A 19,892-nucleotide genomic window follows, 5' to 3' on the forward strand; every position below is an offset into this window, starting at 1 on the left:
GCGCGTGATCGCGCGTGGTTGCATCTTCGCTCAATGCGCGTCGCCGCCGATCACCGTGGCGGAGGGCCGCTTGAGTGTGAGGACGAGCACGCTCAAGCCGAAATAGAACACGGTCAGCATGAAGAAGGCGTCGCCATAGCCCATCACCACGGCCTGGCGGTGCACGATCTGCGACAATTGCTTCAGCGCCATCAGCGCGGCATCGCCCATCCCCTGCAGGCGCTGTGTGAACGTGTTGAGCGTCTCGACCGCGGCGGCGTTGCCCCAGGTGACGCGGTCGTGCAGGCGGGCAATGTGCAGGTCGGTGCGTTGGTTCAGCACCTGGTTGATGACGGCGAGCCCCACCGCGCCGCCGAGGTTGCGCGTCAGGTTGAACAGGCCGGAGGCGTTCTTCACCCGCTCCGGCGCCAGCGTGCCGAGCGCGATCGTATTGGTCGGCACCATCGCCAGCATGATGCCGACACCGCGCAAAATCTGCGGCAGCAGCAATTCGTAGAAATCATATTCCTTGGTGATCCCCGTCATCTGATAGGAGCCGAGCGCGAACAGCACGAGGCCGATCGCGATCAGATAGCGCATGTCGTATTTCGCCATCAGCCGCCCGACGATCGGCGCGGTGACGAACATGGCGACGCCGGAGACGAACATGGTCTCGCCGATCATCAGCGGGCTGTAGCCGCGCACTTCGGCGAGATAGCGCGGATACATGTAGGTGAGGCCGTAAAGCCCGATGCCGACGCAGAACGAGATCAGGCAGCCGACGCCGAAATTGCGATCGGTGAAGGTCCTGATGTCGACGATCGGCTCGCGCGCCGTCAGCACGCGCCAGAAAAAGGCGATGGCCGAGACCACGCAGATCGCCGCGCACACCGCGACGGACGTATCTTCCAGCCATTGCGACTGCGGCCCCTCCTCCAGCACATATTCGAGCGTGCCGAGGAAGCCCGCCATGAACAGCAAGCCCCACCAGTCGAAGTGGTCGAGCAGTGCAAAATTGGGCCGGTCGAAATCACACAGCATCCACACGCCGATGGTGATGCCGATGCCGGGAACGATGTTGATGAAGAACAGCCAATGCCACGACATCATGTCGGTAATTATTCCACCGACCGTCGGGCCGATGGTCGGCGCCAGCGTGGCGACCAGCCCGATGATCGGGCCGACGATGTGAAACTTGGAACGCGGAAACACCGTGTAGGCGGATGCGAACACGGTGGGGATCATGCCCGCGCCCAAAAATCCCTGGATCGCGCGCCACAGGATCATCTGCTCGATCGTCGACGCAAGACCGCAGAAAAAGCTTGCGACAGTGAAACCGGAAGCGGAAATCGCAAACAACAGACGCGTGCCGAAGGCGCGCGACAAGAAGCCGGAGAGCGGGATCGCGATCACCTCGGCGATCAAATAGGAGGTCTGCACCCACGAGACTTCGCTGGAACTGGCGGAAAGGCCGGCCTGGATCTGTTGCAGCGACGCCGAGACGATCTGGATGTCCAGGATCGACATGAACATCCCGAACACCATGATGAGAAACGCAAACAGCCGCCGCGGCGGGATGCGCTCGTCGGCGGCTGCGTTCATCATCGAAGGCGATGCGGTGCTGGCGTCAGCCATGGTCAACTCGGAAACACGCCGGGCGCTTCACCCGGGGCCTTTAGAATTACTTCGGTTGAACCGTCCCGGGCGCGTCGAGGTCCGCCTCGCTGTCGGCATCGGCCGCGCCCTCGCGGGTATCGACGGTGGTGTAGACCGACATGCCGGCGCGCAGCAGGTTCTGTTTCGCGACTTCCTTCGGCACGCGAATGCGAACCGGCAACCGCTGCACGATCTTGGTGAAATTGCCGGTGGCATTGTCCGGCGGCAGCAGCGTGAACACCGAGCCCGCCGCCGGCGAAATGCTGTCGACAACGCCGGCGAACTTGCGGTGCCCATAGGCGTCGACCGAGATCTTCACCGGTTGGCCCGGACGGATGCGCTTGAGCTGGGTTTCCTTGTAGTTGGCGTCGATGAAGACGTCGTTGAGCGGCACGATATTGGCGAGCCGCTGTCCGGCCTGGATGAAGTCGCCGGCATTGACGAGGCGATTGGAGAAAGTGCCGTCGACCGGCGCGCGCACCGCGGTGAAGGCGAGATCGCGCTCGGCCTTGGCAAGCTGGGTCTGCAATTCCGCAAGCTGCGCGCGGGCCTCGGCCTGCTGCGCCTTCGTCACCTCGACGTTGTCGCGCGCGGCCTCATGGGCCGCCTGCGCCGACCGCACTGCAGCCGCACCCTGGTCGCGACTGGCCTCGGAGACTTCGAAGGCCGCACGCGATGCAAAACCCTTGGTGCTCAGCGTCTGCTGGCGGTCGAAGTCGAGACCGGCGCGCTTCATCGCGGCTTCCGCGGAAGCGAGCTGCGCCTTGGTCTGCTCGACGGCGCTTTCGAGCGCGGTGACCTGACGGCCGATGCGGTCGATGGCGGCCTCTTGGGTCGCGATCCTGCTGCGCGCAGCTTCCACCGCGATGCGATAGTCGCCGTCATCGATCCTGAAAATCACGTCCCCGGCGCGAACCAGCGAATTGTCGCGCGACAGGATCGCCGCGACATGACCCGATACCCGGGCGCCGAGCGTGGTGTTGTTGGCACGAACATAGGCATCGTCGGTCGAGATATAGAAGCGGCCGACGAGAACGTAGTAGACGCCGTAACCGGCGGCCGCGAGCGCGAGCATGCCGAGCACGCCCATCATGACGAATTTGCGCCTGGCCGGTTTTGCTGCTGGTGCCGCGGCGGTGCCGGCAGGCGATACAACGGGCTGTTCGGCTGCCGGCGCACCGGGCGCCTCCGCAGAGCGGCGCCTTGCCTCTTCCGCAGCAAAGGCGCGCAGCTGGGCCGCAACGTCGGCGTCGTCCTCCGCTGTTTCAGGTCCGGTGCGAACAACGCGCGCGGCCTGATCTCTCGCACCGGCCATCACCGGCCTCCCCATACTCATGACGCGGCGCCGGCGAGTTCTCGCGACGGCCATCGAGACAAAATGTAGCATTGACCGAACGGTTCGGTCAACATAACTAATCGATATTGTAGACCATAAAGCGAAGACACCGGCCGGCCTGCATCACGGGTTGAATTCTTTCGCGAGAAGATAAACCAATGGTTGCATCCACATCAAACCCCATTCACCCCTTGGGCGAGGAGGACAGCGCCAAGCGCCGCCAGATTTTGGACGGTGCGCGAAAGGTGTTCATGGATTTGGGCTTTGATGGCGCCAGCATGAACGAGATCGCCCGCGCCGCGGGCGTCTCCAAGGGCACGCTTTACGTCTACTTTGCCGACAAGAGCCGGCTGTTCGAAGCCATCGTCGAGGACGAAGCGCTCGAAAAAGGCAAAATCGCCTACAACCTCGACCCCAGGCGCGATGTCGAAACCACCCTGCGGGAATTCGGCCAGACCTATATCGGTTCGATATGCCGCCCGGGCGGCGGATCGTCGATCCGCACGGTGATGGCGATCGCCGAGCGGATGCCGGATGTCGGGCGCCAGTTCTATGCGAACGTGCTGGCGAAGACGATCAACCGTCTCGCCGAGTATCTGCAGGCGCATGTCCGGCCGAACGATCTGGCGATCGACGACTGCCAGCTTGCGGCGGCGCAGTTCCTGCAGATGTGCCAGGCGACGCTGTTTCTGCCGTTCGTGTTCCAGGCCGAGCCTGCGCCATCGGCGGAGCGCATCGCGCGCGTCGTCGACAGCGCGACGCGGATGTTCCTGCAGATGTATCGGACGAAGCGGGCGTAAGACCGCCCGCCCCTTCCCGCTCACTCAGAACCGGTACGTCGCGCTGCCCAGCACGGTGCGGCCGATGCCGAAGAAGCAGTCGCCGCGCGCGAGGCAGGTCGTGACATGGCGCTTGTCGGCAAGGTTGCTGGCGTTGACCTGAAAGCGCCACGGCCCGGTTTCGTAACGGATCATCGCGTCGAACAGCGTGTAGTCGGGTGTGCGGATTTTGTCCTCGCCGTCCCAGGACTCGCCGATATAGCGCACGCCGCCGCCAACGGTGACGCCGTTCAGCCCGAGCGCGGTGAGACGGTACTTCGCCCATAGCGAGGCCTGATGATCGGGAACGGTCTCGACGCGCTTGCCGATATTGTCGCCGCTCTCCACCCGGGCATCGAGGTAGGAATACGCGCCGATCAGATCGAGATCCGGCGTCACGCGGCTGATCACCTCGAGTTCGGCGCCGCGAATCCGCACCTGCCCGGTCTGGACGTAGAACTGAGAGCCGCCCGGATCGTTCGCCAGCCGGTTCTTCTCGGTGGTGTCGAAGACCGCGCCGTTGATCGCCGTGCCCGCAAACGGATTGTACTTGAAGCCCAACTCCACCATTTCGCCCTGCTGCGACTTGCAGATGCCATCGAGGCAGACACCGGAACCGAAGACAGGCGTGAACGATGTTGCGTAGGAGACGTAAGGCGTCAGGCCGAACGGCAGTTCATACATCAGCCCGGCGCGGCCGGTGGTTGCCTTGGTATTTTCCACTGGCGATCCCACGACGTCATTGGTGACGTAGTCCTGGCGCAGGCCGAGAACCGCGATCCATGGCCCCAGCCGCATCTGGTCTTGAACATAGAGGCCGAGCTGGGTTTGCCGCAGATCCGGTTCGGGTGAAAGCGCCGGCGCCGTCACCCCGGTGTAAACCGGCGCGTAAAGATCGAATGGCCTGGGGTCGCTTTCGAAGGCCGATTTCGCGCGTTCCCGGAGCTCGCGGTAATCGATGCCGAACAACAGCTTGTGCGCAACCGGCCCCGTCAGCACCTTGAGTTCGGCATTGCTGTCGGAGGTCACGCTATCTTTGGTTGTCTCGCGACTCCAGATGCTGCGCGCCACGGAGCGTCTGCTTGAATCGACAAACGGGGCATCCGGATAAACTGCCGGATCGATATTCAAATCCGGATACATCGTCCGGTAGATGCCTTCGACATGGGTATAGCGCATGTTCTGGCGAATTTTCAGCGCATCGCCAAAGCTGTGTTCGAACAGGCTGGAGATCGCACCGGTCTCGGTCTGGTATTTGTCGAAGCCCGGCTCACCGGCGAACCGCCGCACTGGAATAAGGCCGTTGGGTCCGGGGTACAGCGTGCCCTCGTGCGGCAGGAACGCGGTGGAGGAGCCCGTGTTGTCTTTTTGATAGGTGCCGAGCACGGTCCAGTTGGTGTTGTTGGTCGGCCGCCAGGTCAGCGACGGCGCCAGCACGACGCGGTCGTCCGGAACGTAATCGGTCTGCGTGCCGCTACCGCGGAACACGCCGATGAAGCGATACAGCCACTCGCCGTTCTTGGTCAGCTTGCCGGTACTGTCGAGTTGCACCTGCTTGCGGTTGAAGCTACCAAATTGCACGCCGATCTCATTGATGCTTTCCGCCTGCGGCCGCTTCGAGATCAGGTTCAATAGGCCGGCCGTCGACGTGTCGCCGTAGAGCACCGAGGCGGGGCCAACGCAGCGGATGTGATGAATGAGCGAGACGTGACCTTTGCGCGAGTGCGCTGAGCATAGTTGTTGTCGCCGTCACCTGTTGAAGCAACGCGCGAGTCGCCGCCCATCGTGCCATGGCGCAGCAGCGGCCCGCAGGAAACCGGTCAACGCTCCAGGAATCATGTCACCCCGCGTCCGGCTTTTTTTTATCAATCCAGTCTGGCGGCCCAGGAACCAAAGTTCAGATCGACAGTTATCTCGGCCCTCGGGAGGGCAGGGATATGTCTGCAAAGAGCGTAATTTTCTGGCTGACGGGCGTTCCGCTATCGATCATTCTCTTGCTCGCACTCTTCCTGCATCCCGGCTGACGCGTTCGTTTGCAACCGCGTCGCATGCCGGGGCTTCCCGCACGGCGCCATATGCCCGTTAACGGGCAAACAGCCCTCACCTCGCCGCAAATCGCGTCAGCGCGTCGCGGTCGATCTCTATACCGAGCCCGGGACCATCCGGCACGGCAACGAGGCCGCCCGAATGTTCGATCGGCCGGGTGAGGATCGCCTGGCGAATCGGATGCTCGGTGCGGTCGAACTCCAGGATCGGCTCGAGCGGCGCCAGCGAGCGCGGCGTGTGCGACGGCAGGACCGCAAGGAGCTGCAGCGATGCGGCGATCGCAATCCCCGTCCCCCAGACGTGCGGGTTGTATCTGACGCCGAACGCCTCGGCCATGTCGGCGATCTTCTTGCATTCGGAAAGTCCGCCCGCCGCGCAGGTATCGGGCTGGATGATGTCCATCGCGCGTGACACCAGCACATCGCGAAAGCCGAACCGCGTGAACTCGCACTCGCCGCCCGCGACCGGAATCGAGATCGCGGCCTTCACCTCGCGGTATCCCGCGAGGTCCTCCGGCAGCACCGGCTCCTCGAACCATCCGATGTCGTAGCGCTCGATCATCCGGCCGAGACGAATCGCTGCCGTCGCATCATAGGCATGGTTGGCATCGACCATCAGCGCGACGTCGGGTCCGATCGCATCGCGCACGGCGCGCGTCACCGCGGCATCTTCTTCGATGCCGAAACCAACTTTCAGCTTCACCACCTTGAAGCCCTCTGCCACGTAGCCTGCGGCCTCATCCGGCAGATGGCGCAGCGGATCGCCGGACTTGCGCCGGTAGAGTCCGGTCGCATAGGCCTGCACCTCGTTCCGGCTCGCACCGCCGAGCAATTGATGGACGGGAGCGTCGAAAAATTTTCCCTTGATATCCCAGAGCGCGATATCGATGCCGCTCAGCGCCTCGATGACGACGCCCTTCTGGCCGTGATCGCGCAGCGCGGAATAGACTTTCCGCCAGAGGAAATCGATCCGCAGCGGGTCCTCGTCAACCAGCAGAGGCGCCACGCTTTCGACCGCGGCCGCGGTGATCCGCGCCGGCCCGTAGCATTCACCCCAGCCAGTGAGGCCGTCCTCGGTCTCGACTTCGACCACCATGGCGGCGCGTGCGTCGTACCAGGCGCGCGAGTAGGCAAAGGGCTGCGAGAGGGCTGCTTCGAGGACGTGGGCCCGAACGCTCCTGATTTTCATGACCTGGCTCTCCCCGCGGGACTTCGGATGCTGCCCGCTTGGACGCAACGATAGGCGGCCCGGCCGAAGACGAAAACCCCCGGTTACGCAACGGTCTCGCTTTCACATATGCGCCGGCGGGATCGCGACAGCGCCATCAGCTGGCGCTTGTCGCCTCGCCGCTCAGGGTGCAGACTTCTGCGTCCCTGATGCCGGTGCAGGAAACGAAGTGACCCGTCTCGCTTTCATGCTTGCGCTGCTTTTCACCGCCCAGTGGGAGGAAGCGGAGATCGTTGACGTCAAGGACCGTGGCCCGGTCGATCTCGCGCCGTTCACCTGTCAGGACGTCACCCGCAGCAGCGTCATCAGCCGGGTATGCTACGACACTGAGAGCCGGCGCATGCTGGTCCAGCGCTACGCGGCCTACCAGCAATATTGCGATGTGCCAAAGGACATGATCGATGCGCTGCTGAACGCGCCCTCGATGGGTCGGTACTTCAACGCCAACATCACGGCAGCCGGCCATGACGGCAACGTACCTTACGGCTGCCGGACACCCAAAGCGCCGTCATATCAGTGACATCGCATCCTCGCGCCGGCGTGATTTGACATTTCGTCTTCTTTTGTCAAAATCGTCAAATGAGCCCGCGTACCCGCATTCTCGACGCCGCGATGCTGGTGTTTCGCCGGCACGGTTTCCGTCGCTCGTCGATCGAGCAGGCAGCCGAAGCCGCCGGCCTGACGCGGCAGGCGCTCTACCATCATTTCAAATCCAAGGAAGCGCTGTTCCGCGCCGTGATCGAACGGCTGCATGAGGAGGCGTTTGCCGCCGAGATCGCAGCGACAAGTGCGGCGGAAAAAGCCGGCGGCAGCCTCGCCGATATTCTCGTCGCCTCCGTCACCGCCAAGCTCGGACAACTCGCCGCCTCGCTCGACGGCTCGCCCCATGTCGAGGAGCTGTTCTCCGAACATCTCGTGCAGGCCCGCGACCTCTATCAGAAATACACCGCCCTCTATGCAGAACAGCTTGCCGCGACGATTGCGCGCGTCTGCCGCAAGCAGGGGCTCACCCTCAGCCCCGGCATGACGCCGCGCGATCTGGCGCGCTGTGTCGAGATGGCGGTCAATGGCACCAAAGCCGCCTATCCGGCGCTGCAGCCGGCCGGCGCCCTCCTGAAGGATCTGGAAATCATGCTGCGCACGCTGATCGCCGGCGCCCTCAGCCCGGCAAAACCGCGCGCGGTTCAATCGAAGCCAGCCAAGAAATCCGCCCGCAAACCTGGAGATCGCAGATGAGCACCATGACGATCAACGGCAAGCTCGCTCCCCTCCCCGACGATCCCGATGCACTGCTGGTCGACGTCGTGCGCGACGCGCTCGACCTCACCGGCACCAAGCTCGTCTGCGGGGCCGGCGTCTGCGGCGCCTGCACGGTGCTGGTCGATGGCGCGCCCGCCGTGAGCTGCCTGATGCCGGCTCGATCAGCCGCGAACACAAACGTGACGACGGTCGAAGGCATCGGCGCGGCAAAACTGCATCCGGTGCAGAAGGCTTTTATGGCGCACGACGCCCTGCAATGCGGCTTCTGCACGCCGGGTTTCATCGTCGAAGCAGTGGCCTTTCATGATTCCTGGCGCGCTGCCAAGGGCACGGCGGTGCCCTCGCGCGAGGAAATCGGCGCGGCGCTGTCGGGCCATCTCTGCCGCTGCGGCGCCTATGACGGCATCTTCCGTGCAGTGGCGGATGCCTGCGCCGGCCGCTTCGACGGCAGCGACATCCTGCCGCCGCGCATGGAGGCGCGCGACAAGGTGACGGGATCGGCGAAGTACACCGTCGACATCCATCATGACGGCCAGCTCGAAGGCGTGATCCTGCGCTCGCCGTTCGCGCATGCGCGGATCGGCGAACTCGATCTCGCTGCCGCGCGCGCCATGCCGGGCGTGGGCGCCGTGATCCCGCTGCTCGGCGACGACCGCATCGTCCGCTATGTCGGCGACCCCATCGCCGCCGTCGCCGCCAGGGATCGCAGAACCGCGCTCGCGGCCATCGCTGCGATCAAGGTCGTCAGCGAGCGCCTGCCATCTGCGGTCGGGCTCGATGAAGCGCGCAAGGCCAATGCGCCCGTCGTGTTCGAAAAATCCGCGCGCAAAAAGGCCGGCAACGTCTCCGAAGGCGGCGGTGCGCCGGCGGCGTGGAAAGGCAACATCCGCGGGCCGTCTGCGGCCTTCTCCAAGAAGCCGAAGAAGGTGCGGAACTGGGTCGACGGCGCGCGCGCCGCAAAAAATCCGCTGCTGGTGGAGGGCACCTTCCGCACCGGCACGCAACAGCATGCCTGCCTCGAGCCGCATGCGGCGGTGGCGCGCTTCGACGGCGACCAGCTCACCGTGCATGCGTCGACGCAGGCGGTATTTCACGTGATGGAGATGATCGCCAAACGCTACAAGCTCGGCCACGACAAGGTGCGCGTGATTGCCGACCATGTCGGCGGCGGCTTTGGGTCGAAGGCTGCGCTCGGCGTGGAAACGACCACCGCGATCGAACTGGCGCGCGAAGCGAAGGCGCCGGTGCGCGTCGCCTATGACCGGCACGAGGAGCTCTCGGTCACCGGCTATCGGCCGGCGACCGAGATGAAGATTGCGCTGCTGCCGTCCGAGCAAGGCGAACTGAAAGCGCTGTCGCTGACCGCCTACGCCGATACGGGAGCCGCGACCAATTCGACCATCGCCGCGCTGGCGCGCCTGATCTATCCGGCGGAAGCAAAGGAACTCGCCGATTTCGACGTCATCAGCAATTTGCCGGCAGGCGCGCCCTTCCGCGGCCCCGGCGGGCCGCCGATGGCGTTTGCGCTGGAACAGGCGATCGACGAAGCGGCGCAGCGCGTGAAGCTCGATCCGATCGCGCTGCGCAAGCGCTGGGATCCCGATCCCAATCGCCAGCGACTCTATGATTGGGCCTCGAGCCTTGACGTCTGGCGCAACCGCAAACCGATCGCCGCGCAGAGCGGCCGCTATCGCCGCGGCGTCGGCGTCGCCACCGGTTATTGGCTTTATCTGTGGCAGCCCGGCTCAAAGGTCGAGGTAGCGGTGAAGGGCGGACGCCTCGTCGCCAGCACCGCGACGCAGGATATCGGCACCGGCACCCGTACCGTGATCGCCAATACGCTGGCGCGCGAATTCGGGCTGGAGCCGCATGAGGTCGAGGTCCGGATCGGCGATTCAAGATTGCCGGAAGGGCCGGGCTCCGGCGGCAGCCGCGTCACGGCGTCGGTGATCCCGCCGATGCTGCTCGCCATCGGGCAGTTGAAGACCGCGATCCAGCAAAGCACAAAGCGACAGCCCGTCCCCGGTTCCAACGCGCCCTGGCGCGAAATGCTCGCGGCCTCACCCGATCTCTCCGCCTCCGGCGTTCGGCCGGAAGACTCCAGGCAGATGGCGCCGGGAATTGAGTCGCCGCTCAAGCAGGTCGGCTTGCTGGGCTGGATCTTCGGCTGGATGATGCGGCGCTTCTCTAACCTTGCGATCGGCGCCGGCGTGCCGAGTTCGGTGCAGGTCATCGAGGTCGAAGTCGACACCTGGCTCGGCCATGTCCGCGTCCTCAACGTTCACACCGGCATTGCGGTCGGCAGAATCGCAGCGCCCGCGCTGGCGCACAGCCAGGCGGCCGGCGCGATCATTCAGGGCGTCGGCTACGCGCTCTATGAGGCGCGCGAAGTCGATTCCCGCACCGGCGACGTGCTCAGCGGCGGCATGGAGGACTATCGCATTCCCGGAATCGCGGACACGCCCATGATCGACGTGCATTTCGACCAGGGCGGATTCGATCATGTGCTCGGCGGCAGCGTCGGTATCGGCGAAGTCGCGACCGTACCGACCTCGCCCGCCGTCGCCAACGCGATTTGCAACGCCACCGGCGTTCGGCTGACCGAGCTGCCGCTCCGTCCCGACCGTCTGGTCGCCGCACTCAGAGGGAGGGCCGCCGCATGACACCGACAGCCATGACCACCACAGCAGGCGAATTCCGCGCCGCCGGCACTGACCTATCCGAACGGCGCCGCAGCGGCGTCTCGACCGGACCCTTGATCGACATATCGGCAGCGCCCGACACGATCGGAATGCATTGGGACGCCGACGGCAGGGCGCGCCTCGGTGCTTTCACCACCATTGCCGCGATCGCTTCCGACGTGCGCCTCGCCGCGGCCTATCCAGGCATAGCGGCTTCCGCGCAAGGCCTGGCGACGCCGCAGATCCGTCACCTCGCCACCCTCGGCGGCAACCTCGCGCAACGTTCGCGCTGCTGGTACTTTCGAAATCCGCACATCGCCTGCCTCAAGAAAGGCGGTTCGGATTGTCCGGCGCGATCGGGCAATCATCTCTACCACGTCGCATTCGACCTCGGCCCCTGCGTAGCGCCGCATCCCTCGACCATGGCGGCAGCGCTGCTGGCCTATGAGGCAACAGTGACGACGAACCAGAGAAGTTCGCTGACGATCGGCGACCTCCTCGGCGATGGCTCCAACGGCGCCGCCGACAACGCACTGCATCCGGGCGAGATGATCAGGAGCATCGAGCTCCCCTCCCCGCTGCAGGGCGAACGCGCGCTCTACAAGCGCGCGATCAGCCGCACCCATGCCGAATGGCCGCTGGTCGAGATCTGCGCCCGCGCAGTGGTGAAGGACGGCACGTTCCAGTTCATTCGCCTCGCCGTCGGAGGCGTCGCCCCGGTGCCACTGCGGCTGCATGCGGTGGAAGCGGCCTTGCAGGACAGGAAAGCCACTGCGGCTGCGCTCGCCAATGCCGCCGAGCAAGCGACAGCAGGCGCAAAGCCGCTGCCGATGACCGGCTACAAGCTCGATCTGCTGAAGGGCGTCGTACACGATTTGCTGGAGCGGTTGGTGCCATGAGAAGCGCAGGGCGGAATAGCACTACTGAGTCAAGCGGTCGCAGTCCTTGAGGCCGTGAATCAAGTATTTGATGGGATTCGATCTTTGGCACGCGGGAGGGCCGGATGGATCTTGATCAAAGCGAAGCACGGTTCGCGTCTTACATTGCGGGACTTGGAAGCGTGATCGGTCACGCGGAGCGGACGCGGCCGCTGCGCGACTATTGTACGGGACTGATGTTGCCCGGTGACCGCAAGAGCGTTGAGCCGATGGCAGCGCGGACGGCTCCGGCGAGGACAGCGGCACAGCACCAGTCGCTGCTGCACTTTGTCGCCAACGCCGATTGGTCGGACGAGACCGTGCTGGCCAAGGTACGCGAGATGGTGCTGCCGGCGATCGAGAAGAGTGGACCGATCGAGGCGTGGATCATCGACGACACCTCGTTCCCTAAGCAGGGCAAGCATTCGGTCGGCGTGCACCACCAATATTGCGGTCAGCTCGGCAAGCAGGCCAACTGCCAGGTGGCGGTGTCGCTGTCGATCGCCAATCATGCCGCCAGCCTGCCGGTGGCCTATCGCTTGTACTTGCCGGAAGCCTGGTCAAAGGATCGTGCACGGCGGAAGAAGGCAGGCGTTCCCAAGCAACTCAAGTTCAGGACCAAGCTACAGATCGCGTTGGAGCAAATCGGCTGGGCCTGCGAAAGCGGCCTGCCACGCGGCGTTGCGTTGATGGATGCAGCATATGGCAGGGACGCGCGGCTGCGTGCAGGCATGACGGAACTTGGCGTGCCTTACGTGGTCGGCATCGTGCCGACCATCCTGATGTGGGCCCCTGGCAGCGCCCCACGGCGGATGGACAAGCCGATGAACAACACCGGCCGTCGTGACGAGCCCGCACTGATCTCGGCCCAAAAAGTGGCGCTCGGTCTACCGAAGCGGGCGTGGCGCACGGTGACGTGGCGCGAAGGCTCGGCCGAGCAATTGTCCTCGCGCTTCGCGCGTGTACCTGTCCGCGTCAGCTACAACAAGCTGATCCCCGAGACGCTATCACCTGAGTGGCTGTTGATCGAATGGCCGGAGGGCGAGGCAGAGCCGACCAAATACTGGCTCTCCACGCTGCCGGAGGACGTCAGCTTCACGCAACTCGTCGATCTGGCCAGGCTGCGCTGGCGCATCGAGCGCGACTACCAGGAACTCAAGCAGGAGGTCGGGCTCGGCCACTACGAAGGGCGCGGCTGGCGTGGCTTCCACCATCACGCAACGCTGTGCATCGCAGCCTACGGCTTCCTTCTCGCCGAGCAGGCGATGATTCCCCCCTCAGGACCTCGTTCCACCGCGCCAGTCGAAGTCCCTCCGTTACCCGACAATTATCGACCCAGAGGCTCCGCCCGCGCGGCCTGAACGCCATGTCCCGAACTCGATCGCAACTATGCGCGTGCGATTGACCCGCGCACTTATAAAAAACTTGCTGAGATGTCCGTGCTGTGGCGGCCACGCAGCATCGATAAGTCGCGGACGCCTATGACGCAGTAAGACTAATCCGCCCTACAAGCTGGAACCACGGAGATGGAGGCCGGAACCAACGGGGCGGTCTCCATGTTAAAGACCAGCTTTTGCCCCCGGGCGGATTTCCGCCGTTGCGGTCAAGGCCAACCCGCGCGGTGCCCTCCCCATTGACTTACATCAATGTGATTTCCGGACACCCTGTAGGAGCCTGCGGCAATTGGAGGCATCAACAACAGGAGCACAGCCATGGCCACGGAGTTCTTGGAAACCAAGCCTCGCGACTTTAGTCCCACGTCGGTTTCCGGGCTTACGAAAGAGGCGCGCGACGGTGTTAACGCGGCCTTGAAGTCTTTGTCGGACTGGCGCAACGAGCTTGCCGACACCAACACAAAGAACGGCAAACGTGTCCTCGAACAGATGGCTGCGGCTGCCTCGGCACTCGGATGGCCAGAACAGGTGGTTGATGCCGCTCGCACACAGTTGCTAAGCATCGCCGAAATTCAAATCAAGACGATGGATCAACTGATGGACGCCTGGGAGGAGCAGATCAAACTGCCCAATCCCATGTCCGCTTCACCATCGGCGATGTTGTCAAAGCTAAATTCCTTGCCGGGCCTTGGCTCAACCCAGGCACCCGCGAATCCCATCCAGGTGTGGATGCAATTCGCGGAACAGTGGCAACGAACATGGACTGACGCGATTGGTGCATGGGGCAAGCGCCATTGAGTCAGTTTGTAGGATGGGTGGCGCACAGCGATCTCCGTCAACGCCCGAGCGATAGGTGTCGTCTTCGCTCCACCCGTCCTACGAATCCGACCGAACGCTAATGATCCTCGAACTCGTCTTCCTCGTTGACCTTGCTGCTGCGGCCCCCGAACCAGCGCGACACCGATTTTTTGAGCGAGCCCGTCGAATAGGGATCGCGTGACGCGTAGGGGTTACGCTGGGCGCGCGCGGCGACCTGTTCGCCCGATACCGCGGCCGGCTGACAGATGGTGCGGCGGGACGCGCGGCGCATCAGGTCGACGTGGATGTGATCCTCATGGTGGGAGTTGGAGCCCGGCGCCAGCACGGTGTTGAACTGCTGGCAGGCGGTCGCCTGCACGTCGCGCAGAAACCCCTGCTCTTCCGGCATGCCGCGCCAGCCGCCCTTGACCGTGATGCGGCGGCCGTCGGCGAGCGTGAAGGCCGCGATGTCGAGCGCGTTGCCGAACGCGTGCTCGGAAATATGCGCATGCGGATTGCCGTTCATGCCGCGGCAGGAATAGGCGGAGATCTGCTTGATCTCGACGACGCGCACGCCGAACCAGCGCATCGACGCCGGCTGCACGGAATCGGAGAGCCAGCGGTCGAGCGCCGAGACAATCGGGCACGCCAGCGTCGCCGTCGGCTTCATCGAGACCTGCCCGAAGGCGCTGACCGGATTGCCCTGCGCGGCCGGTGATGGCGGATAGGATGGCTGCGTATACGGCGCAGACGAAGGCGCGGTGTAGCGGCCCTGCGGCGGATAGGAAGGCGCCGCATAGCCGCCGCGCGATGACGGCGCGCCTTCCGGCGGCAGATCGATGTCATCCTGCTGCGAGGCAACGCCCGGCGCGGAGAGCGAGATCGGCCCGTTCGACGGCGCAGCATAGCTCGGCTGCCGCGGTGCCGGTTCCGGATAGCTGCCCGAATAATTTCCCGAATAGTTCTGCTGGGGCGGCGCTGCCGCCGGCGCACGGTTGATCGGCCAGCGCGGCTGATTGCCGATATTGCCGGGAGGCCGCAGGCTTTCGTCGGCAAAGCCGAACGAGGTGATGTTTTCGCCGAGCGCCGCCACTTTCAGCGGGTATTCCGCACCGCACACGCCGGGACCGGAAATCGGGTCGATCCGGACGACTTCCGCGCTCTCCTTGACCGCGCCGGACTTCAGACAAGCGACTTCAGCCTCGGTACGCCACGGTTCGCGCTCGGCGGACTGAAAAAATCCGCGGCCACAACCCGCTAGCGAGACGAGGACGAAGGAGCCGACGAGATACAAACGAACTCCGCGCGTCATCGCGCGCACGTTCAACTAATTTATTTAAAGACTCTTCAACATGTTGTTTTTACGAATTTTTTACCATGTTTACCGGGGCGCTCGGCTGTGGAGAGCCATGGATGGACAGCAGCACTGACTTTTTTAGGCCGGGAACGCTTTGCTAACCTTAGGTGTTATGTGCGGGCACGACGTGAACCCAGGGAGCTTTCCCAATGGATTTCGTAAGTCCTCTCGTTAGCAGACTTGGCGTTGTAACAGCGTATGTCGCATTCGCCTTCGTCGCCGCGATTGTGCTTGGCGTGTTCTAGAAACTACCCGTCCAGACAAATGGACCCGAACGCCCGGTGACGCTGTCACCGGGCGTTTTCGTTCACACCGCTTTTCGAGGGAAGCAGGCCCTCGGACTTGATCCGATGGGTGGCGCGCGAAGAACCTTATGAACGCGGCTTGGCGGACACCAACACCAGACTATCGGCGCGGCGCATGACGCGGCTCCAATTGTTGCCGGTGCAGTAGAAGCGGAGCAGCGCGCAGGCTTCGACGCGAAGCGTGTTGGTCCCCTTCATCGACATCGTGCCGTAGTAGGTCTCGCGGCTGTCCTGGCTGTAGACGCTGCCGGTCCATTGCCGCTCGGTCTTCGGTTTCATGTTGACCAGGATCGCCTCGCCTTTCTCGGACGATGCACTGAGCACATAGCCACACAGCGCATTGCCGCATTTTGCGATCCGCACCGTTCCCTTGCTTTCGGTCTGCCAGTCGCCGATCGGCGAATCCGATGGCTCCTCCTCCGGCTGATGCGTGATGCGTTCAACTTGCGGGGCCGGCTGCGCGGCCTCGACCGGCTTCGCAGCCGGCGGAAGCGGCGGCAGGGGAATCGAAGTCTGTTCAACTGGCGGTGGAGATGGCGGCGCTTCAACGACCTCAGCCGTCGATGCCGCCGTGGTGTAGACGGCCGGCGGTGGTGCCGTGACGATGGTCTTGGCCGGCGGCGTGATCGGTGGCGGCGCAGGTGGCAAAACCGTCTGCGGTACAGGCGGCAGCGGCTTGGCCGGCACCACGCCCACATCGCGATCGTCGCCATAGCGGTCGCGCCTGTGACGCCAGTTGCGGCTTCGGGAAATCGAGGTCGAGGCGCACGACGCCGAGCGGCAATGCCTGGAGGATTCGATGTACACCCGGTGACCGCCGATGCTGAATGAAATCGACCGGCCGGCATGGGCCGAAGAACTGAGCAGCATCAGCACGGCGAGAAAACAAAACCATTTCATCGAAGCCTCCCGCAGGTGATCGCGGAAAACTAGCCGCGGGGAACTTCAACGGGATGTGATTTGAATCACCGAGCCGGCCCTGCCGCTTTCTGATGTCACGTGATGTGCATCACAGAACATCTCCTCGCCCCCGCGTAGGGTCTGCGCACGTTCAACGCAAAACGCTCACAAGGCCGCTCAGGGAGGCCCTCATGAAGAAGCTCTATATCCTCACCGCATTGTTGATGGCCACCACCTCGGCACAGGCCGGCGGAATCACCCTGCAGATCAACGGCGAGCGCGTTCGTGTCGAAGCGCCGCGCAACTGCAACGGCCTTTCCTGCATCAAGATCACCTCGCCCGGCTACACCGGCACGCTCGGCAATATCGACCTCAAGGGCATGGGCTCGAAGCGCAAGGACGACGATGACGTCGTCGCGACCGCGCCGGCAAAGCCGGCAGCTCCGGCCCCGGTCCAGGCGACTGCGCCGCAGCCCGCGGCCCCCGTTGCTGCGCCGGCGCCGGCGCAAACGACCGTCGCGGCCGCACCACCGACGCGGACCGAAGTCGTACCACCCGCTCCGCCTCCGCCCGCCGCACCGGTCGCTGCCGCACCCGCGCCGCAGCCAGCTCCCGTTGCCGCTGCGTCCGATCCGAACTCGCCGCTCGGCGTCTGGTCGACGGAAGAGAACAAGGGCAACGTGCGCATCGAAGAATGCGGCGCCAATCTGTGCGGCTATTCCGTCAACACCGGCGAGCGGATCCTGATCAACATGAAGCCGCAGGGCGGCAAGTGGGCCGGCCGGATTCACGATCCCAACAGCGGACGCAACTACGACTCGACGATCGCGCTGAAGGGCACCAATACGCTCAAGGTTCAGGGCTGCGCCTTCGGCGGCATGTTCTGCGGCGGCCAGACCTGGAAGCGCGTGAGCTGACGATTTCTTCCCAAGACTTCTTCTCGCTAAGACTTCTTCTCCCTGAGACTCCTTCTCCCTGAGACTTGGACCCCGTGAGATTTCACGGGGTCTCTTTTTTGCGCTGTCGCGGATAGTTGAGCGTTCGTTAAGACCTTGCACGACGAAGCAAATCTCCTCCGCGACGAAACACTTTTTCCCTTGCGACGAAAAAATCCCGAAACCGGGGCCGCGTAGTTGTCCTCGCCAACGAGGCGCCACTTCGGCGCGCAACTCGGTAGCGCGATCCGCGCTGGCACCATCCACAAGGGGGACATTCGATGGCTTTCACCGGTTCGACCATGCGCAATTGCACGATGCTGATCGCAACAACGCTTGCGCTTGGCCTGCTGACCACGACCGCCCACGCCTACACGCAAGAGCAGGAGCAAATGTGCACCGGCGATGCGATGCGGTTGTGCTCGTCGGAAATCCCCGATGTCGAGCGCGTCACCGCCTGCATGGTGCAGAAGCGTGCGCAGCTCAGCAACGGCTGCAAGGCTGTCTTCCGTTACGTGCCGCCGGCCACCGCGACGCCCGTGAACTGCGCGCCGACGGCGAAGCCCTCCAAGCCGCTGAACCTGACTCCGGTCAAGCGCGGCTGAGCCATTTTCCTACATAATGCCACAGCGCCACGCCCGGACACCCCGGGTGTGGCGCTGATCGTTTGTGGCCGACAACAAGCGGCCATGTTCATCCCGCATTCAGCCTGGCCGCGCTGAAATCGCGCTCCCGCCGCCTGCCTTCTCCCCGCCCACGGAAATATCCCGATGCCGCGCCATCTATGCTTCGCGCTTGTGCTGCTGGCCGGCAGCACGATGATCGGCGCGACGGACGTTTTCGCGACGACTTCCGAGCCGATGCAGCTGGCGCAGGCGCAGACCGATCCTTCGCAGTCCGCCACGCCGGCGACACCGGCGCCCGATGCGTCCGCGCCGGCCGCGGACGCGCAGGCGCCGGAGGAGCCGATCGGCAACGTCGCCACCGTGACCGGCAGCGCCAGCGTGATCCGCAACGACACCACCACGCCGCTCAAGGTCAAGGACGACATCTACCTCAACGATATCGTGCAGACCGGCGCCAATGCGGCGCTTGGCATCACCTTCATCGACAACACCACCTTCAATCTCAGGGCCAACACCAAGATCACCATCGACAATTACGTCTATGAGGACGGCGGCAAGAGCAACGCCGCGATCTTCGACGTCGCCAAGGGCACCGCGGCCTTCGTCGCCGCGTCGGTGGCAAAAACCGGCGACATGAAGATCACGACGCCGACCGCCACCCTCGGCATTCGCGGCACCACCGGCCTTGTCGAGGTGCCGGAAGGCGCCGCCGCCAACAGTCCGAACAATGTCGCGGTCAAGCTTTATCCCGACGCCGACGGGCGGGTCGGCCGGATCGAGGTCAATGACCGCGCCGGCTCGCGGCTCGGCTTTCTGACGCAGGGCGCCAGCGGCTTCACCATCCGCCCCGGCGCCGGCGGCGCGCGCTTCGCGGCGGTGCCGCTGGTGATTCCGCAAGCAGCTGTCCTGCGCGACCAGGGCTTTGTGCGTCAGCTTCATTCGACGCAAAATCTCGGCCGGCAGGTCGTGTTCCAGCAGCGCGAATTCCGCCGCGCCAATCCCGGCTTCCTCAATCCGAACCGCCCGATCCGGCAGTTGCAACCCGGCCAGCAGCGACAGAACGGTCTGCCTGGACAGGTCAGGCCCGGGCAGCAGCAGCCCGGTCAGTTGAACCGGCCGGGGCAGCAACAACCCGGTCAGCGGCAGAACGGCCTGCCCGGACAACCCGGTCAGCCGCCGCTGCCGGCGGTGCCGAACCGCCAGGGTCAGAACCCGGGGCAGCAGCAGGGACAGCAGCCGCCCGGCCAACTCAATCGCCCCGGTCAGCCGCAACAACCGGGGCAACTGAACCGGCCCGGTCAGCAGCAACAGCCGGGCGTGCCGAGCCGTCAGGGACAGCAGCAACCGGGCTCGCCGAGACAGCCCTCCCTGCCGCCACGCGCGGGCCAGCAACAGCCGGCTTCGCCCAATCAACCCGGCGTGCCGCCACGCGTCGGACAGCCGCAACAACCCTATGCGCAGCCCGGCGTACTGCAGGGACGGCCGCTGCCGAACCGTTTCGGCGCTCCCGGTCTGCAGCGGCCGCCCGGCGTGCAAGCCCCGCCCGCCCTGCAGCGGCCGGGATTGCCTGCAGCGCCGCGGCGCCCTGCACCCGCGCAGCAACGCGGCAAGCCGCCGAAGGAATTGCGCTAGAAGTTTCTCAGCGCTGCCCGGGACA

16 protein-coding genes are annotated in these 19,892 nt (G+C 64.4%); 10 read left to right on the top strand and 6 right to left on the bottom strand.

The window, feature by feature from the left end:
* Window positions 1–30 precede the first annotated feature (30 nt).
* Complete coding sequence (locus LMTR21_RS31135) at window positions 31–1,614, bottom strand: DHA2 family efflux MFS transporter permease subunit (protein WP_065752729.1); 1,584 nt, start codon at window positions 1,612–1,614, stop codon at window positions 31–33.
* Between the two features lie 46 nt (window positions 1,615–1,660).
* A complete protein-coding gene (locus tag LMTR21_RS31140; RefSeq protein WP_065752730.1) occupies window positions 1,661–2,950 on the bottom strand; it encodes an HlyD family secretion protein in 1,290 nt (429 codons plus the stop codon).
* Window positions 2,951–3,129: 179 nt separating this feature from the next.
* On the opposite strand from LMTR21_RS31140, the gene LMTR21_RS31145 reads away from it, so the two are divergent.
* Window positions 3,130–3,771 carry a TetR/AcrR family transcriptional regulator gene (locus LMTR21_RS31145; RefSeq protein WP_065752731.1) on the top strand — a complete coding sequence of 214 codons (642 nt, stop codon included), beginning with the start codon at window positions 3,130–3,132 and terminating at the stop codon, window positions 3,769–3,771.
* Window positions 3,772–3,795: 24 nt separating this feature from the next.
* Here the strand turns inward: LMTR21_RS31145 and LMTR21_RS31150 are convergent, their stop codons facing one another.
* Together LMTR21_RS31150 and LMTR21_RS31155 are read right to left on the bottom strand one after the other, a co-directional pair.
* Window positions 3,796–5,454, bottom strand: coding sequence for a TonB-dependent siderophore receptor (locus tag LMTR21_RS31150; RefSeq protein WP_246174512.1), 1,659 nt, complete (start codon window positions 5,452–5,454; stop codon window positions 3,796–3,798).
* A gap of 435 nt (window positions 5,455–5,889) precedes the next feature.
* Window positions 5,890–7,023 carry a mandelate racemase/muconate lactonizing enzyme family protein gene (locus tag LMTR21_RS31155; protein WP_065752732.1) on the bottom strand — a complete coding sequence of 378 codons (1,134 nt, stop codon included), beginning with the start codon at window positions 7,021–7,023 and terminating at the stop codon, window positions 5,890–5,892.
* Window positions 7,024–7,231: 208 nt separating this feature from the next.
* On the opposite strand from LMTR21_RS31155, the gene LMTR21_RS40390 reads away from it, so the two are divergent.
* The 6 genes from LMTR21_RS40390 (at window position 7,232) to LMTR21_RS31185 (ending at window position 14,112) form a co-directional block, all read left to right on the top strand.
* Complete coding sequence (locus LMTR21_RS40390) at window positions 7,232–7,582, top strand: KTSC domain-containing protein (protein WP_187399241.1); 351 nt, start codon at window positions 7,232–7,234, stop codon at window positions 7,580–7,582.
* A gap of 59 nt (window positions 7,583–7,641) precedes the next feature.
* Window positions 7,642–8,298 (top strand): TetR/AcrR family transcriptional regulator, encoded by a 657-nt coding sequence (locus LMTR21_RS31165; protein ID WP_065752734.1) that lies wholly within the window; start codon window positions 7,642–7,644, stop codon window positions 8,296–8,298.
* A complete protein-coding gene (locus LMTR21_RS31170; protein ID WP_065752735.1) occupies window positions 8,295–10,985 on the top strand; it encodes a molybdopterin-dependent oxidoreductase in 2,691 nt (896 codons plus the stop codon). Before LMTR21_RS31165 ends, LMTR21_RS31170 begins: the two co-directional genes overlap by 4 nt.
* Window positions 10,982–11,902, top strand: a complete 921-nt coding sequence (locus LMTR21_RS31175) for an FAD binding domain-containing protein (RefSeq protein WP_065752736.1) — start codon at window positions 10,982–10,984, stop codon at window positions 11,900–11,902. Before LMTR21_RS31170 ends, LMTR21_RS31175 begins: the two co-directional genes overlap by 4 nt.
* A 104-nt stretch (window positions 11,903–12,006) precedes the next feature.
* The gene (locus LMTR21_RS31180; RefSeq protein WP_148636029.1) at window positions 12,007–13,281 is read left to right on the top strand and encodes an IS701 family transposase; all 1,275 of its coding nucleotides are present in this window, start codon (window positions 12,007–12,009) and stop codon (window positions 13,279–13,281) included.
* Between the two features lie 351 nt (window positions 13,282–13,632).
* On the top strand, window positions 13,633–14,112 hold the full coding sequence (locus tag LMTR21_RS31185) for a hypothetical protein (RefSeq protein WP_065756388.1): 480 nt from the start codon (window positions 13,633–13,635) through the stop codon (window positions 14,110–14,112).
* 97 nt (window positions 14,113–14,209) lie between these two features.
* Here the strand turns inward: LMTR21_RS31185 and LMTR21_RS31190 are convergent, their stop codons facing one another.
* Complete coding sequence (locus tag LMTR21_RS31190; RefSeq protein WP_065756404.1) at window positions 14,210–15,424, bottom strand: extensin-like domain-containing protein; 1,215 nt, start codon at window positions 15,422–15,424, stop codon at window positions 14,210–14,212.
* 416 nt (window positions 15,425–15,840) lie between these two features.
* The gene (locus LMTR21_RS31195) at window positions 15,841–16,674 is read right to left on the bottom strand and encodes a DUF2147 domain-containing protein (RefSeq protein ID WP_065756389.1); all 834 of its coding nucleotides are present in this window, start codon (window positions 16,672–16,674) and stop codon (window positions 15,841–15,843) included.
* A 191-nt stretch (window positions 16,675–16,865) separates the two neighbouring features.
* On the opposite strand from LMTR21_RS31195, the gene LMTR21_RS31200 reads away from it, so the two are divergent.
* The 3 genes from LMTR21_RS31200 to LMTR21_RS31210 all read left to right on the top strand — a co-directional run bounded on the left by LMTR21_RS31200 (window position 16,866) and on the right by LMTR21_RS31210 (window position 19,867).
* Window positions 16,866–17,591 carry a DUF2147 domain-containing protein gene (locus LMTR21_RS31200; protein WP_065756390.1) on the top strand — a complete coding sequence of 242 codons (726 nt, stop codon included), beginning with the start codon at window positions 16,866–16,868 and terminating at the stop codon, window positions 17,589–17,591.
* A 299-nt stretch (window positions 17,592–17,890) separates the two neighbouring features.
* Entirely contained in the window at window positions 17,891–18,214 is a 324-nt protein-coding gene (locus tag LMTR21_RS40395; RefSeq protein ID WP_065756391.1) for a hypothetical protein, read from the top strand.
* A gap of 165 nt (window positions 18,215–18,379) precedes the next feature.
* Window positions 18,380–19,867 carry a FecR family protein gene (locus LMTR21_RS31210; protein WP_065756392.1) on the top strand — a complete coding sequence of 496 codons (1,488 nt, stop codon included), beginning with the start codon at window positions 18,380–18,382 and terminating at the stop codon, window positions 19,865–19,867.
* Window positions 19,868–19,892: the final 25 nt, after the last annotated feature.

The sequence above is a fragment of the Bradyrhizobium paxllaeri genome, assembly GCF_001693515.2.
Lineage (GTDB): Bacteria > Pseudomonadota > Alphaproteobacteria > Rhizobiales > Xanthobacteraceae > Bradyrhizobium > Bradyrhizobium paxllaeri.

Excerpts from the sequence above, each read along its gene's own strand:
- LMTR21_RS31135 (WP_065752729.1), bottom strand. The coding sequence starts at position 1,614 with ATGGCTGACGCCAGCACCGCATCGCCTTCGATGATGAACGCAGCCGCC.
- LMTR21_RS31140 (WP_065752730.1), bottom strand. The coding sequence starts at position 2,950 with ATGGCCGGTGCGAGAGATCAGGCCGCGCGCGTTGTTCGCACCGGACCT.
- LMTR21_RS31145 (WP_065752731.1), top strand. The coding sequence starts at position 3,130 with ATGGTTGCATCCACATCAAACCCCATTCACCCCTTGGGCGAGGAGGAC.
- LMTR21_RS31155 (WP_065752732.1), bottom strand. The coding sequence starts at position 7,023 with ATGAAAATCAGGAGCGTTCGGGCCCACGTCCTCGAAGCAGCCCTCTCG.
- LMTR21_RS31165 (WP_065752734.1), top strand. The coding sequence starts at position 7,642 with ATGAGCCCGCGTACCCGCATTCTCGACGCCGCGATGCTGGTGTTTCGC.
- LMTR21_RS31170 (WP_065752735.1), top strand. The coding sequence starts at position 8,295 with ATGAGCACCATGACGATCAACGGCAAGCTCGCTCCCCTCCCCGACGAT.
- LMTR21_RS31175 (WP_065752736.1), top strand. The coding sequence starts at position 10,982 with ATGACACCGACAGCCATGACCACCACAGCAGGCGAATTCCGCGCCGCC.
- LMTR21_RS31180 (WP_148636029.1), top strand. The coding sequence starts at position 12,007 with ATGGATCTTGATCAAAGCGAAGCACGGTTCGCGTCTTACATTGCGGGA.
- LMTR21_RS31185 (WP_065756388.1), top strand. The coding sequence starts at position 13,633 with ATGGCCACGGAGTTCTTGGAAACCAAGCCTCGCGACTTTAGTCCCACG.
- LMTR21_RS31190 (WP_065756404.1), bottom strand. The coding sequence starts at position 15,424 with ATGACGCGCGGAGTTCGTTTGTATCTCGTCGGCTCCTTCGTCCTCGTC.
- LMTR21_RS31195 (WP_065756389.1), bottom strand. The coding sequence starts at position 16,674 with ATGAAATGGTTTTGTTTTCTCGCCGTGCTGATGCTGCTCAGTTCTTCG.
- LMTR21_RS31200 (WP_065756390.1), top strand. The coding sequence starts at position 16,866 with ATGAAGAAGCTCTATATCCTCACCGCATTGTTGATGGCCACCACCTCG.
- LMTR21_RS40395 (WP_065756391.1), top strand. The coding sequence starts at position 17,891 with ATGGCTTTCACCGGTTCGACCATGCGCAATTGCACGATGCTGATCGCA.
- LMTR21_RS31210 (WP_065756392.1), top strand. The coding sequence starts at position 18,380 with ATGCCGCGCCATCTATGCTTCGCGCTTGTGCTGCTGGCCGGCAGCACG.